At 43.2% G+C, this 15,064-nt stretch carries 12 protein-coding genes; all 12 read left to right on the top strand.

Annotation, left to right across the window (positions count from 1 at the left end; genetic code table 11):
• Window positions 1-38: 38 nt before the first annotated feature.
• On the top strand, window positions 39-1,346 hold the full coding sequence (locus JFC10_RS11745; protein ID WP_198332945.1) for an ATP phosphoribosyltransferase regulatory subunit: 1,308 nt from the start codon (window positions 39-41) through the stop codon (window positions 1,344-1,346).
• 119 nt (window positions 1,347-1,465) lie between these two features.
• The gene (locus JFC10_RS11740) at window positions 1,466-2,755 is read left to right on the top strand and encodes an adenylosuccinate synthase (protein ID WP_193011874.1); all 1,290 of its coding nucleotides are present in this window, start codon (window positions 1,466-1,468) and stop codon (window positions 2,753-2,755) included.
• A gap of 515 nt (window positions 2,756-3,270) precedes the next feature.
• Window positions 3,271-3,687 carry a lysozyme inhibitor LprI family protein gene (locus JFC10_RS11735; protein ID WP_193011875.1) on the top strand — a complete coding sequence of 139 codons (417 nt, stop codon included), beginning with the start codon at window positions 3,271-3,273 and terminating at the stop codon, window positions 3,685-3,687.
• Between the two features lie 437 nt (window positions 3,688-4,124).
• The gene (ndk, locus tag JFC10_RS11730; RefSeq protein WP_193011877.1) at window positions 4,125-4,556 is read left to right on the top strand and encodes a nucleoside-diphosphate kinase; all 432 of its coding nucleotides are present in this window, start codon (window positions 4,125-4,127) and stop codon (window positions 4,554-4,556) included.
• Between the two features lie 332 nt (window positions 4,557-4,888).
• A complete protein-coding gene (gene rlmN, locus JFC10_RS11725; RefSeq protein ID WP_198332944.1) occupies window positions 4,889-6,106 on the top strand; it encodes a 23S rRNA (adenine(2503)-C(2))-methyltransferase RlmN in 1,218 nt (405 codons plus the stop codon).
• A 385-nt stretch (window positions 6,107-6,491) separates the two neighbouring features.
• Window positions 6,492-7,442: a type IV pilus biogenesis/stability protein PilW gene (gene pilW / locus JFC10_RS11720; RefSeq protein WP_227685814.1), complete on the top strand. Its 951-nt coding sequence runs from the start codon at window positions 6,492-6,494 to the stop codon at window positions 7,440-7,442.
• Complete coding sequence (locus tag JFC10_RS11715; RefSeq protein WP_198332943.1) at window positions 7,439-8,251, top strand: helix-turn-helix domain-containing protein; 813 nt, start codon at window positions 7,439-7,441, stop codon at window positions 8,249-8,251. Before pilW ends, JFC10_RS11715 begins: the two co-directional genes overlap by 4 nt.
• A 132-nt stretch (window positions 8,252-8,383) precedes the next feature.
• Window positions 8,384-9,499: a flavodoxin-dependent (E)-4-hydroxy-3-methylbut-2-enyl-diphosphate synthase gene (gene ispG, locus JFC10_RS11710; RefSeq protein ID WP_198332942.1), complete on the top strand. Its 1,116-nt coding sequence runs from the start codon at window positions 8,384-8,386 to the stop codon at window positions 9,497-9,499.
• 64 nt (window positions 9,500-9,563) lie between these two features.
• A complete protein-coding gene (gene hisS, locus JFC10_RS11705) occupies window positions 9,564-10,853 on the top strand; it encodes a histidine--tRNA ligase (protein ID WP_198332941.1) in 1,290 nt (429 codons plus the stop codon).
• 55 nt (window positions 10,854-10,908) lie between these two features.
• A complete protein-coding gene (locus JFC10_RS11700; protein ID WP_198332940.1) occupies window positions 10,909-11,694 on the top strand; it encodes a YfgM family protein in 786 nt (261 codons plus the stop codon).
• 239 nt (window positions 11,695-11,933) lie between these two features.
• Window positions 11,934-13,142, top strand: a complete 1,209-nt coding sequence (gene bamB, locus JFC10_RS11695) for an outer membrane protein assembly factor BamB (RefSeq protein WP_198332939.1) — start codon at window positions 11,934-11,936, stop codon at window positions 13,140-13,142.
• A gap of 401 nt (window positions 13,143-13,543) precedes the next feature.
• Entirely contained in the window at window positions 13,544-14,986 is a 1,443-nt protein-coding gene (gene der, locus JFC10_RS11690) for a ribosome biogenesis GTPase Der (protein ID WP_193011649.1), read from the top strand.
• Window positions 14,987-15,064: the final 78 nt, after the last annotated feature.

Here is a 15,064-nt window from a genome sequence, read left to right as displayed (position 1 = left end):
GCGTTTTTGGTAAGCGATACGCCAAACAAGGATTTATTGTGTCTGTCAGTTCTGATTCTGCAAAACCTGCCCAGTTAAATACGACAAATGAAGCGGCAGCTCAGCCTGCTGAAAACACTGCTACCTCCAATAGCATGCCATATTTGAACAACTTTGCCAGCGACGTTGCCAATAGTTGGTTGTTGCCTGATGGGGTGGTGGATGTGCTGTTCGAAGATGCGCGTAAGCAAGAAGTGCTTAGGTATCAGCTGACGCAGCAACTTATTGGTCATGGCTATCAGTTGGTTAATCCACCAATGATTGAATTTACTGAGTCATTGTTAAGTGGCGCTTCAGAAGATTTAAAGCGCCAAACTTTTAAGATTATCGATCAGTTAACAGGTCGCTTGATGGGTCTGCGTGCGGATATTACTCCGCAGATTTTGCGTATTGATGCGCATCATGGCGGTACAGGTATTGCGCGTTATTGTTATGCAGGTGATGTGATTCATACGTTGCCATCAGGGCTGTTTGGCTCACGTACACCTTTGCAACTCGGTGCTGAAATATTTGGCTGTGCAGAAATTGCCGCAGACATTGAGCTGATAGATGTGTTGTTTGGTATGATAAATAAGCTAAATATGAGTGCTGCGCTACATATCGACTTGGGTCACGTAGCAATATTTAAGCGCTTGGCAGAGTTGGCTGAATTGGCTGATAATGACACTGAACAACTCATGCATTTATATGCCAATAAAAACCTGCCAGAGCTAAAACGTGTCTGCCAGTCATTGCCATTGGGTGATGACTTTTACGCATTGGCACGCTTTGGTCATGATATTACCAATCTATTGGCAAAGCTGTCAGATACTGCACAGCAGGACACGCAAGTCGCAACTGCTATCACTGAATTACAACGCCTCAAAACACATCTACAAGAGCAGTGGCAATGCCCTGTGAGTATCGATGTGACGGAATTATCAGGCTATCATTATCACACGGGTATTGTATTCAACGGCTATATCAATAGTGAGACGCAGCCACTGGTACGCGGCGGTCGTTTCGATGGTATGCAAAGCGGCAATCAGTTAGCAATCAATCAGCCACGTGAAGCCACTGGCTTTAGTATGGATGTCAGTCGTTTGCTTGCACACACCCAGCTTGAAGCACCCATTATCGTATTGGTCGATTATGAAATATTGAGCAGTGCGGGCCAAGAACAGAGACAGATACTGCTACAGCAGGTTGAGAGTCTACGTGAGCAAGGCTACCGTGTCACCATGCCATTAAATGCAGAAGATCGTCCCTCTGATGTGACGCATCGTTTGAGCTTTATAGATAATCATTGGCAGTTACAGAGTATTTAAGCATTCATTTTTAATATTAGTACCATTTTTTTAACGTCTTTAAATTCATGATAATGAAAGTTATCGCAGTTTTTAATCGTTATTGCACACACCTCAATACATAAAGGTAAGGATTGATCATGGGTAAGAATGTCGTAGTTTTGGGTAGCCAATGGGGCGATGAAGGTAAAGGCAAAATCGTTGATTTGCTGACTGAAAAAGCTTCAGCAGTTGCACGTTTTCAAGGCGGACATAACGCTGGTCACACGTTAGTTGTTGATGGCAAAACCACTGTCTTGCATTTAATCCCATCAGGTATCTTACGTGAAGGCGTTACTTGTTTCATCGGTAACGGCGTAGTATTAGCACCTGACGCACTTCTAAAAGAAATGAAAGAGCTAGAAGACAACAACGTACCAGTACGTGAGCGCCTACGTATTTCACCAAACTGCCCACTTATCATGCCTTATCATGTAGCACTTGACCAAGCACGCGAAGCCAAACGTGGTACTGGCAAAATCGGTACGACGGGTCGCGGCATCGGTCCTGCTTACGAAGATAAAGTAGCACGCCGTGCGATCAAGCTTGCTGACTTGTTCCGTGAAGATCTAGAAGAAAAACTACGTAACTTAATCGAATATCATAACTTCCAACTGACTCAGTATTATAAAGTTGAAGCGATTGATTTTGATGAGACACTTAAGCTTTGCAAAGAATGGAAAGAAGAGATTAAAGGCATGGTTACTGATGTGACCGAAGACCTTAATCAATTGCGTCTTGCTGGCAAAAACCTCATGTTTGAAGGTGCGCAAGGTACATTGCTTGATATCGACCATGGTACTTATCCGTTTGTGACTAGCTCAAGCGTAACCGCTGGTGGCGTATCAACGGGTACAGGTATTGGTCCATTGTATTTAGACTACGTACTGGGTATCACCAAAGCGTACACTACGCGCGTTGGTAGCGGCCCATTCCCAACTGAGTTGTTCGATGATGTTGGTGCTCACTTAGCCAAAGTCGGTCATGAGTTTGGTGCAACGACTGGTCGTGCGCGCCGCTGTGGTTGGTTCGATGCTGAAGCATTACGCCGTGCAGTGGTACTTAACTCTATGTCAGGTATCTGCTTGACCAAGCTTGACGTATTAGATGGTCTTGAAGAGTTGCTAATTGGTGTGGGTTATAACCTGCCTGAGACTGAGTGCGCAGGCGCACATGATGCTGAATTCTATGAGTCAGTAACGCCTAAATATGAAACAATGCAAGGGTGGAGCGAGTCAACCGTTGGTGTAACCAACTATGACGACCTACCAGAAAATGCGAAAAAATACATCAAGCGTATCGAAGCGTTGATTGGTTGCCCAGTTGATATTATCTCGACCGGTCCTGACCGTGAAGAGACAATCGTATTGCGTGACCCATATGATGCTTAGTTTTTTACTATAAGAGTCAGATAGCTTGTAGTATCAATCAAAAAAATCCCAGTGCTGAGTACTGGGGTTTTTTTTATGAGTAACTTTTCATGAGTTTTGTTTATTATGCCAATTAGCATTAATTCCAAATAATAAAATCGCTTATCACTATTATTCTCTAACGACAAAAAAACAAGATGCTTAATAATAAAACAGACTAGGGCGTGTCCTCAATTCAATCGATTACTCTCTAAATGGGCTAAAAATGGCTAAAAATGGCTAAAAATGGCTAAAAATGGCTAAATTTTGCCAAACATCTTCAAATAGCTTATCAATATCTCGATATTATTTGCGCTACATTCCTTGATTGACGGCAATTTATCTCATTTCTATCACCATTTTTAAAATGAGGACATACCCTAGGATAAGAAAGAATAGTAAAAAATAATTTGCTAACATTATTTTGGTTTTATTTGGTGTAATATGTTATAAATGGATTTAGCTTTATAACTACATGACATGAAAAGGAAAAGGCGATGACAGCCAATATTATCAAACACTCTATAGGAAAAACATCTTTAGCGCTGCTAACCTCTGCGGCTTTTATGTTTCCTATGCTGTCATGGGGCGCGCAAAACTGTGATAAACCCAACAATGATTTCGATGATTTATATTGCTTAACGAAAGTATATTTGGAGGCAGATAAAGAGCTGAATAATTCTTATGCAAAACTGACTAAACGCTTAAATACCTCGCAAAAATCCAAATTAAAGCGTGGACAACTGGCGTGGATACGCGAGCGTAATGACCAGTGTAGTTATAATAATGACGAAGGTTTTTTTGTCAATATGGGCTGTGCGACTCGGGTAACAACTGAGCGAGTGAACTTCTTAAATGATCGTGTGCGTGAATGTAGCGCTGGCAGTTGTCGAGACAGCCGCTTAGGCGAGTAGTTGTTTTGAGTATTGCTTAAAAGCAGTTAGCCTCATAGTTTCGTATTAATAAAACCCCTCAGCATTATATGCTGAGGGGTTTTTGTTAGTCACATTTACATAGAGTTTTGCTAAGTTAGTCTTATACTCATAAATGACAAAGATAATTAACGATTAGATAGATAAGGCAAGCATACGCTATTGACGAATACTTACTTTGTCTTAAGATAAGCTGTTGTGATAAATTTACTTTTATGCAAGGTACGGTCATAAATTAACCCTATCATTTATAGCGCTAATCATTATAATAGGCAGCAATCCTGTGTTGGCGCTCATATTATCGCATTGATAGACCATGAGTTATTCAAATCTGCTTAAGTCAACATTGCGGCCAAAGATAAAATAACCCCTTTATTATTTCGTTTTTTATCAAATTTATCATTTATTAGGAGCTTTTCATGGCTAACGAACGTACTTTATCTATCATCAAACCTGACGCAGTAGCTGGCAACAACATCGGCGCTATCTACGATCGTTTTGAAAAATCAGGTCTAAAAATTGTTGCTGCTAAAATGATGCAACTTGATGATAAAAAAGCGGGCGGTTTTTACGCTGAGCACGCTGAGCGTCCATTTTATAATGATCTAGTATCATTTATGACTTCAGGTCCAGTATTGGTATCAGTATTAGAAGGCGAAAATGCGATCGCTAAGCATCGCGACATTATGGGCGCTACTAACCCAAAAGATGCCGCTGAAGGCACTATTCGTGCTGACTTCGCTAGCAGCATCGATGAAAACGCGGTACATGGTTCAGATTCAGCTGAGTCAGCAGCACGTGAAATCAGCTACTTCTTCAATGAAGATGAAGTTTGTGCACGTACGCGTTAATAGCAGTTTTTATTAATAGCTTCTTTTGTGCATAATAGTTGTTATGCATAATAGTGCTGATTAATAATTAGTGTCGCGAAACGGCTTATATCTTTTGGTATAAGCCGTTTTAGCTATTATAATGGTCTAACTATGCATTGAAATTTCAAATTCTCTCCCTAATTATTAGTTTATATAGCGTTATCAATCCCTTGTCAGCAGGTTCTTATCAATTTTAGATAAAAAATGCGCTCATAACGGATTGCTCATGCATTCATACATTGCGTATGACTGGCAACACTCATATCAATAATTGCAGCGCTTATTTAAGCTTATGCAAAAAGGTTACTATTATGTCCACTGTTCAAGCACCGACCCAACACACACCTGCTAACATCAAGCTGGTAGATGAAGCTCAGGCAAAAACCAATTTATTGGGGATGACACAAGCGCAACTGGCGGATTACTTTAAGAGTATTGGCGAAAAGCCGTTTCGCTCGACGCAAGTGATCAAGTGGATATATCAGCAGGGTGTCACTGATTTTGAGCAAATGACCAATCTGAGTAAATCTTTGCGTGATAAATTGTCAGCCAATGCCTGCGTCATTCCGCCAAAAGTAATCCATCGGCAATATAGTGATGATGGTACGCGTAAATGGGTATTTGAAGTCACTGGTGGCTCGTTGGTTGAGACGGTACTGATTCCCGCAGATGATAGTAAATTAAACGGTCGTAAAACCTTGTGTATTTCTTCGCAAGTAGGCTGTGCGCTGGACTGTAGCTTTTGTAGTACCGGCAAGCAAGGCTTTGAGCGCGATTTAACAGCGGCTGAGATTCTCGGACAATTATGGGTAGCAAATGCCTCTTATATGGCCGATGAAAACGATAGTTTAGAAAGTGTTGACCATAGTTTATGGGAAAACAACGTCACCAACGTCGTCATGATGGGCATGGGGGAGCCGTTATTAAACTATCGTCCCGTTGTCAGCTCTATGGAATTGATGCTCAGTGACCATGCCTATGGTTTATCAAAGCGCCGCGTTACTTTGTCGACTTCAGGCGTCGTTCCAAAGATGTACGAGTTGGCACAGGAGCTTGACGTGGCTTTAGCGATTTCATTACACGCACCAAACGACGAGCTGCGTAATGAATTAGTGCCGATCAATAAAAAATATCCATTAGAGCAGCTCATGGCGGCAGCGAGAAATTACGTTTTTGAAGTGAACCCGCGCCACAAAAAACATGTGACTATTGAATATGTGATGTTAGATGGTGTCAATGATAGTAATGAGAATGCTGAGCAATTGGTCGCATTATTGGGCGATTTACCCAGTAAGATTAACCTGATACCGTTTAACCCGTTCCCTCATGCAAATTATGATAAGTCGAGTAATAATCGTATTCATGCCTTTAGTAATATATTAAGCGAAGCAGGTTTTGTTTGTACCATACGCCAAACACGCGGTGATGATATAGATGCGGCATGTGGTCAATTGGTTGGGCAAGTTGCCGACAGAACACGTCGTTCAGCCGCGTGGCAGCAAAGCATCAAAGATCGTGAAAGCGTTTAGGGCGTTTCCTCATTTTAAAAATGGTGATAGAAATGAGATAAATTGCCGTCAAACAAGGGAAGTAGCGCAAATTATATCGAGATACTGATAAACTATTTGACGATGTTTGGCAAAATTTAGCCGTTTTTAGCCCATTTAGAGGATAGTCTATTGAATTGAGGACACGCCTTAGTATGGCTGTCATGTAAATAGTGAATAGACATTTCTGATGTAGCAGCTTATTTGTCTTTTATCTGTCGCAATGGTAATAAAAATGTAGCAATAACGATTAGTTTGGATGTGCACAGCAATTAATAACAACTAAATTGTACTTATGCGGGCTAAATCTATTAAACTGATGCCTCGAGGATCGAACGCATTGAATCACAGTTTTATGATGGCGGCTATGATGACTTCTAGAAATTCTTGTCAGTTCAATTATCAAAAAGTATCTTCTCAGACTTATAAGCGATTGAGTACGGCGACTGAACAAGTGGCTATTGTCCCAATGGTGACGTCGAAGGGTATGGTGTTAGCAACGGCATTGGCAGTGTTACTGCTCACTGGTTGCCAAAGCAAGCCGACCAATGATTTGACAAGCATCACGCCTTATCAAACGTCCACGCGACCCAATGACAATCGTAACTTAGATCAACAAGAAATTGCTCGCGTGCGCACTTCACTTGCCGCGCAATATATCCGCAAAAATGAGCTTGATACCGCTCAGCGCCAACTCGAAAAAGCCTTTGCTGCCGATAGCCGTTACGCGCCAGCCTATGATATGATGGGCGTTTTGCTGCAGCAAGAGGGCAGTCGTCTCAATCTTGAAAAAGCCGATCAGTATTTTAAAAAAGCGATCACGCTTGATAAAGATTTTGAGCAAGCCCACAATAACTACGGCGTTTATTTGTCACAAATGAAGCGCTATCGTGAGGCGGCAGAGCAGTTTGAGATTGCAGGTTCAGCATTAGGTTACGAGGGCCGTATTGGTGCGCTAGAGAATCTAGGGCGTACTTACTTACAGCTAGGTGATAGTAGTGCTGCTGCCAAAGCATTTTTACGGGCACTTGATGGCAATCGCAATAGTATTATTGCCCATATCGAGTTGGTCGATTTATTGCTTGAGCAGCAACGTGTTCCACAGGCTCAACGGCTTTATGATGAAACCTTGATACTGGTACAAGGGCAGGGTATTAGCCCGCGCTTGCTACTACAAGGCATCAAATTGGCCGCTGCACAAAATAACATAACGACGCGCCAGCAATTGGCACAGCAGCTTTTATCCGCTTATCCTTTAAGTGATGAAGCAAAACAACTTAAGACTTGGCTTAATAATCCAGAGGCACCATGGAAATGACCACCCCATCATCAAACACTCAATCTAACGCTCAGGGATCATTTGGTGCCATGTTGCAGCAAGCCCGTAAAAATAAGCAAGTCAGCTTAGAGGAGGTAGCCGCCGAGTTATTTATTCTAAAGCGACATTTGCAAGCGCTTGAAAGTGAAAATTTTTCGGAGATGCCGCAAGCTGCTTTTGCCCGTGGATTTGCAATCAATTATGCTAAGTTTTTGGGTTTGGATCCTGTAAAGATAGCGACCAGCTTTGATGCTGCTTATCCTACCGAGCTAAAAGCCAAGTCAGTCAACAACACGGATACACCACTGCGCCCAATGGGCACGTTGCAACGTGATACGCATAATCGTATTCGTTTTAACCCACTACTGATCATCGCCGTCATTGGTGTCATTATTTTAGCGATTTTCTTATTTCGCATGGTGAGTAACGCAAGTAAAGAGAATACCGAGCAGCCAGTATCGACGGTCGAAGACGTCTCAGCGATAGAGCAAGCGCAAGGTGCGGCAATCAATACTGATGAGCTAGGCGTCGGTGCCTCTGGCTCTGCTCTAAACTTAGGCGGCGATGCAAGTCCAGCGTCTTTAGATGTCAAACTGACGGATACCGCCGTCGTGAGTATCACTGATGCCTCTGGTAGCAGTCTAATGAGTGGCTCGCAGACATCTGGAGATTATAAATTGTCAGGTACGCCGCCGTTTAATGTGCAAATTGATAATGTCGATAATGTCAGCTTAATGCTCAATCAAGAAGCGGTTGCTCTAAATACTTATGCAACGGATAAGCAAGCCAATTTTGAGTTAGCGCCTTAATTTTAAAGCGGATAATTTTAAATGCTAGTCTTCTCAACTGCTGTACAAGATTTATTTTTGAAAGTTGCTATCTGCAAGCTATTATAAGTGTGTTTTTTCTGCGTTTTTTCGCTCCAACTGAAGGGTTTGTCTATGTCAACGTCAGCGCCTATTAACCGTCGTCTTACCAAAAAAATATATGTCGGTGATGTCGCGATTGGTGGTGATGCGCCGATTAGTGTGCAGAGTATGACCAATACAGATACTTGCGATGTGGCAGCAACTGTCGCCCAAATCGAACGCTGTGTTGAAGCTGGTGCGGATTTGATGCGGGTGTCGACGCCAACGATGGATACGGTCAAAGCTTTTGGCGAAATTCGCAAACGAGTCAGTGTCCCCTTGATAGCTGATGTGCATTTCGACCACAAGATTGCGTTAGCAGTTGCCGAAGCAGGGGCTGACTGTCTGCGTATTAATCCAGGTAACATCGGTAGCGATGCTAAAGTACGCGAAGTGGTTGCTTGTGCCAAACATTACAACATCCCTATTCGTATTGGTGTCAATGCAGGCTCGCTCGAAAAAGACATTCAGCGCAAATATACTGAGCCAACTGGCGAGGCGATGCTTGAATCAGCCATGCGTCATATCGATATACTAGAGCGTCTAAATTTTGATCAATACAAAGTATCGGTTAAAGCCAGTAATGTGTTTTTGACCTTGGATGCATATCGCCTGATTTCTGCCCAGATTGATAATCCGCTGCATTTAGGCGTCACCGAGGCAGGTGTTTATCGTACGGGTGCGGTCAAATCCGCGATTGCACTTGGCGGTTTATTATTAGACGGCATCGGTGATACCATTCGTATTTCACTGGCCGCAGAGCCTGAAGAAGAAATTAAAATCGGCTTTGATATTTTAAAATCGCTGAATATACGTTCTAATGGTGTCAACTTTATTGCTTGCCCAAGCTGCTCGCGCCAAGAATTTGATGTGATTCGAGTCATGACTGCTTTAGAATCGCGCTTAGAAGACATTCGTGAACCGATGAACCTGTCTGTGATTGGCTGTAAAGTAAATGGTCCAGGTGAAGCAAAAGAGGCTGATATTGGCATTGTTGGTGCCGCACCAAAATCATTGGTATATCGTATGGGTGAAAAAAGTCATCTTATTGATACCAATAATTTGGTTGATGAAATAGAAGGCATGGTACGTGCACATGCCGAAGATTTGGCTAAAAAACGCGAGAATGAGATTATCCGTGTAAAATAAAACACTATTATGAGCAAAAAATAAAAGAGACATTTGTTAAAATTTTTAAGGATACGACCGTACCATGATTAAAGCTATTAAAGGGTTTAATGATATTTTGCCTGACCAGTCCGCAAAATGGCTACATTTAGAAGCGATATTGGCTGAAGTGCTTGGCAGATATGGCTTTGAGCATATTCGCTTACCAATCGTTGAGCAAACCGATTTGTTTGCGCGTGCCATTGGCGGTGCGACTGATATTGTCGAAAAAGAGATGTATAGCTTTACCGATAAGTCTGAGCCGCCAACGCCATTGGCTCTGCGCCCTGAAGGTACGGCAGGGGCGGTACGTGCTGTGATTGAGCACAACTTGCTGCGCGGTGATACGCCTAAGTTATGGTATATCGGTCCGATGTTTCGCTATGAGCGTCCGCAAAAAGGCCGTTATCGTCAGTTTCACCAATTGGGTGTTGAGAGCTTTGGTAGTGCGCTACCAGATGCTGATGCTGAGCTGATTGCTATGACCCATTTGATGTGGCAGGAGTTGGGTCTAAAAGATGAGATGCGCTTGCAACTGAATAGTTTAGGCGAGCTAGATGAGCGTTATGCTTATCGCGCAGCATTGGTTACTTATTTAACCGATAAAAAAGATCAGCTGGATGAAGACAGTAAGCGTCGCTTGACCACCAATCCGCTACGTATTTTAGACAGTAAAGAAGCAAGTACACAAGCCGTGTTGGTAGATGCGCCGAAGTTGGCTGACTTTTTAGGTGAAGAGAGTATAGCGCACTTTGAACAAGTGCAAACGTATCTGACTGAGCTTGGTATCGATTTCGAGATCAATCCGCACCTAGTACGCGGTCTTGATTATTATAACAAAACGGTTTTTGAGTGGGTGACCGACAAACTTGGTAGCCAAGCGACTGTTTGTGCTGGCGGCCGTTATGATGGTCTGATCGGGCAATTAAAATCTATCGGTACTGATGGCAATAAGCCAGTAAAATCTGAGCCGGCTGTTGGTTTTGCCATGGGGCTTGAGCGTTTGTTATTGTTAATGGAAGCGGTTGCGCCGATTGCTGATGTTCCCGCTTGTGATGTCTTTGTGGTTGCGCATCCAGAAGTTTATAGTGCTGGTATTGGCTATGCCCAACGCCTACGCTATAGTCGCCCAGATATTCGGGTGAAAATGGCGAGTGCGACGAGCCTAAAAGCGCAAATGAAGAAAGCCGATAAGTCAGGTGCTGCATTGACTGTTATTATTGCACAGCAAGAGCTGGATGATAACACCCTTAGCGTTAAAGACATGCAGACGGGCGAACAACAGACGGTTGCGACAGATTGGCTGTCGAGCAAAGAAAAATTTGTTCGTCAGTAATCGATTGCGGTTTTAGCATTAGCAATTTCATAACAATTTTATCAGGTAAACACATATGGCTCTGACACCCAATTCGCCGAATGCAGACAATTCAATGCAAGCGTTAAAGCAGTATGGCAGCTATATTGTCACTGCGATTTTGTTGGCACTGGCCGCTTATTTCGGTTGGACATATTGGCAGGACAACCATGCGCGCGTAGACACCGTTGCAGCAGATCATTATGCAGACATTCAGCGATTGAATGAAGAAGTCAGTTTGGCCTCACAAAACCCTGATTTAGAAGCAGAAGCACAGGCAGCACTTGCACAAAGCCGTACCCAGTTAAACAAAGATATTGATGCGCTAGTCAGCAAGCATGGTGAGTCGGTTTACGCTTGGCAGGCACTGATGATTAAAGCGCGTCAGCAAGTAGATAATAATGAATTTACCGAGGCAAGTGAAACCCTCAAAAAAGCATTGGCTATTGATTTAGGTGATGCAGGTTTACAAGCAATTACTCGTTTGCGCTATGCGACAACGTTACTGGCGGCGGGCGATGCGGATGCTGCATTAGCAGAAGCAAACAATGATATGCCAAGCTCCTTTGAAGCCAGCCAACAAGAATTGTTAGGGGATATTTATTTAGCACAAGGTAATAAAGACTCAGCGATCCAGTCGTACAATAATGCTTGGGAGCTGTTACGCAACCGTCAAGAAACGCGTGCAGTATTGGCATTAAAGATGGAGAGTCTGGGCATCGTACCTGAGCCTATAGACGAACCAGTCAGTCTGATTCAAGAGTCAAGTAGTCCTGCACAGCCCTTAGTGGAAGAAAATGCTGCCGCTGAGGTTGCGCAATAATTGCTGACAAGCGCTGTTAACCAATAATAGCGTTTGCGTTCTACCTAATGCCTGATAATTGCTAGTCAATAGCGCGTATCTATAACCGTTCTACAAGCTAAGTGGTGCAGTAAAACAATAGCGTCGCATGGACAGCCAGCACTCATTGAATGTGCTTGGTCAGTACTAATCGCCGATCTTACATTTACTGATAACCAATTTACTAATTAATAATAATTTATTTGTAGTGAGAACTCATAATGACTCAATCTATTCGCTCTAGCAATATATCAAAAGCTAAAACCATCAAATCGACGGTGATGCATGTGGCAGTACTGGCAGTGATGAGCACTGCGGTGATTGGGTGTAATCGCGGTATTAAACCCGTCGTCAACGACCCAGTCAAGCTGGTGCAGATTGCTGAGCCTATTAGTGTTTTGCAACCTGTGTTTAGCACAGATATTGGCAACAAAAAAGCCAGTAAAAAAGATCCATTAGATTTGCAAGTAGGTTATGTCAATGGACAAATCGTCACTGCATCGCGCGGTGGGGATTTGACCGGCTTTAACAGTGCAGGCGAACGTTTATGGTCGATCAACGTTGGCGATCAAATCACGGGTGGCGTCGCTTTAGATGCCTTGAGCCAGACAGCGATTATTAGCACACGCGGCGGTCAAGTGATGGCATTTGATAGTGTGACTGGTACAAAACGCTGGCAGCAGCAGCTATCAGGATCAGTACTGACACCTGCTTTAATTACTAATAACCGTGTCATTCTATCAGCGAACGATGGCTTTTTACATGGCTTGTCACTACAGACAGGTCAGTCTGTCTGGCAGTTTGCCACGCAAGTACCAGCCATCAGTGTGCGCGGTAGTGCGGCGCCAACGTTGTTAGACAGTAAGACAGCCTTACTAGCGACTGCCGATGGTCGCTTACATGCGGTAACGACTGATAGTGGTTTACCGCAGTGGTCAAGACGTGTTGGCGTTGGTACTGGCAGTAGCGAAGTTGAGCGCATGAGTGATGTCGATGGTACGCCAATCGTCGATAATAACCAGTTATTTGCCATCAGTTATAGTGGTCAGTTGCTCGGTATTGATTTGGCTTCGCGCCAAGTCATGTTTGTCAACGAACTTGCCAGCTTAAAATCACTTGCTGTAAATAACCAGCAAGTTATTGCTACCAGTTTAGAGGGTAAAGTGGTTGCCTATAATCGCAGTACTGGTGAGATGTTATGGGAAAGTGAAGAGCTGGCTTATCGTCATTTAACCAATCCTGTGATGATTGGCAATTATATTGCTGTGGGTGATTTTGACGGCGTGGTACACTTATTTGATCCAGCTAGCGGTAAAATCGTTAGCCGTGTACAAACCAAGGGCGCTTTGAGTAGCTTGCAGGTACAAGGCAGCCGCTTAATGACCCAAAGCACGTCAGGACAAGTTGCTATTTGGCAGTTAGCCCGCTAAGCTTTTTATCGGTTAACAGTTACTCAGATAGTGTGTTTTGATACTATCGTTAAGTCAACTGTAAGCCAACTGGTTGATTGTAATTTTAGAGAACACAAACGCTGCTTCGTCAGCGTTTAGTGCCTTGTGTAAATCGCTTGTTTAAACACAGGCTTTCGCGTACTCTATGCGACCGATGCGCCGTAGGTGTTATCCATATATATATATATATTATTTATCTATAATTTAGTCGTCCTATGTACCACTTGCTAAGTGTAAAATAGCTGACGATTATTTTTGCTATTTTTTTATCATTCATTTTAATTTGCGGTCAAGAGCAGCCTATTCACGACTACTGTTATATCACTGGTTATAAGAATAACTGTACTGCCCGCCATCGTGCATTTCACTGAGAGTAACCCATGAGTATCAAGCCTGTGGTCGCCTTAATTGGTCGTCCAAACGTCGGTAAATCTACCTTATTTAATCAGTTCACAAAAAGTCGGCAGGCATTGGTTGCTGATTTGTCAGGACTGACTCGTGACCGTCAATACGGTGATGCGACCTATGAAGACAAATCTTTTATCGTTGTAGACACTGGTGGTATTGGTGAAGCGGATGATGGTAGCGGCAATATTGATGACTATATGTCTGAGCAGTCGCATACGGCGATTCATGAAGCAGATATCATTGTATTTGTCGTTGACGCTCGTGCTGGTATGATTGGTGCAGATGCTGAGATTGGTAAGTTTTTACATACGCTTGGTAAACCAGTCTATGTCGTTGCCAATAAAGTCGATGGTGCTCACGACGCTGCGCCTGCCGAGTTTTATGCATTAGGATTGGGTGAGCCATATCCGATGGCGGCCAGTCATGGTCGCGGTGTCGGTAATTTGCTTGAAATATTGACTGCTGATATGCCTGAGCAAGAGAATATCGTAGAGCCAAAAGGTCTAAAGCTGGCGATTATCGGTCGTCCAAACGTCGGTAAATCAACGCTAGTCAATCGTCTATTGGGTGAAGACCGAGTAGTGGTTTTTGATATGCCCGGCACCACGCGTGACAGTATTTATATTCCTTATACACGCGAAGGTAAAGACTACGTCTTGATCGATACTGCTGGTGTGCGTCGCCGCGGCAGAATTGACGAAAAAGTAGAAAAATTCTCTGTTATTAAAACCTTGCAAGCAATCGAAGATTCTAACGTAACCGTTATTGTTATTGATGCACATGAAGGTATCGTTGATCAAGATTTACATATGATTGGTTATGCGCTAGATGCGGGTCGTGCTCTGGTTGTTGCGATTAATAAGTGGGATGGTTTGACTGCTGATCAGAAAAATTATATCAAGATCGAGATGGATCGCCGCTTTAACTTTATCCCTTATGTGAAAGTGCATCTAATTTCAGCATTACATGGTACTGGTGTGGGTAATCTATACCCATCTATCTTACGTGCTTATAAGTCTTCGATGTTTGAAGTGTCAACCAATCGTTTGACTCAGATTCTACAAGATGCGGTGACAGCCAATCCACCGCCAACGGTTGCGGGTCGCCGTATTAAACTGCGCTTTGCTCACATCGGTGGTCATAATCCGCCTGTGATTGTTATTCATGGCAACCAAACCAGTGCGCTACCTAAGAGCTATCAGCGTTATCTTGAAAACCAATTCCGCCAAGTATTTAAGCTCGAAGGCACGCCGCTCAACGTCGTACTTAAACAAAATGACAACCCATATGCCAACAAGAGCGATACCCCAACCAAAGCGAAGACGCAACAGTTGCGCCAACGTGAGCGTAATCGGGCACAGAAATTTACCACCAAAGATAAGCAGAAATTTACCAATAAAGATAAAAAGCGTTAATTTAGCAAAATAATGATCGTCTTTTTATTGTGGTAGCAAATAAAGACTATTTTATTCTATCTTTCATGCTTCTCTGTA

It is taken from the genome of Psychrobacter aquimaris (assembly GCF_016107525.1).
Classification (GTDB): Bacteria; Pseudomonadota; Gammaproteobacteria; order Pseudomonadales; family Moraxellaceae; genus Psychrobacter; species Psychrobacter aquimaris.
The sequence above is the reverse complement of the archived record's forward strand: the minus strand, read 5'-3'. Positions and strand labels throughout refer to the sequence as shown.

Bases quoted from the DNA above. Each gene is read 5' to 3' on its own strand.
- JFC10_RS11740 (WP_193011874.1), top strand. From the start codon at position 1,466: ATGGGTAAGAATGTCGTAGTTTTGGGTAGCCAATGGGGCGATGAAGGT.
- JFC10_RS11735 (WP_193011875.1), top strand. From the start codon at position 3,271: ATGACAGCCAATATTATCAAACACTCTATAGGAAAAACATCTTTAGCG.
- ndk (WP_193011877.1), top strand. From the start codon at position 4,125: ATGGCTAACGAACGTACTTTATCTATCATCAAACCTGACGCAGTAGCT.
- rlmN (WP_198332944.1), top strand. From the start codon at position 4,889: ATGTCCACTGTTCAAGCACCGACCCAACACACACCTGCTAACATCAAG.
- pilW (WP_227685814.1), top strand. From the start codon at position 6,492: ATGATGACTTCTAGAAATTCTTGTCAGTTCAATTATCAAAAAGTATCT.
- JFC10_RS11715 (WP_198332943.1), top strand. From the start codon at position 7,439: ATGACCACCCCATCATCAAACACTCAATCTAACGCTCAGGGATCATTT.
- ispG (WP_198332942.1), top strand. From the start codon at position 8,384: ATGTCAACGTCAGCGCCTATTAACCGTCGTCTTACCAAAAAAATATAT.
- hisS (WP_198332941.1), top strand. From the start codon at position 9,564: ATGATTAAAGCTATTAAAGGGTTTAATGATATTTTGCCTGACCAGTCC.
- JFC10_RS11700 (WP_198332940.1), top strand. From the start codon at position 10,909: ATGGCTCTGACACCCAATTCGCCGAATGCAGACAATTCAATGCAAGCG.
- bamB (WP_198332939.1), top strand. From the start codon at position 11,934: ATGACTCAATCTATTCGCTCTAGCAATATATCAAAAGCTAAAACCATC.
- der (WP_193011649.1), top strand. From the start codon at position 13,544: ATGAGTATCAAGCCTGTGGTCGCCTTAATTGGTCGTCCAAACGTCGGT.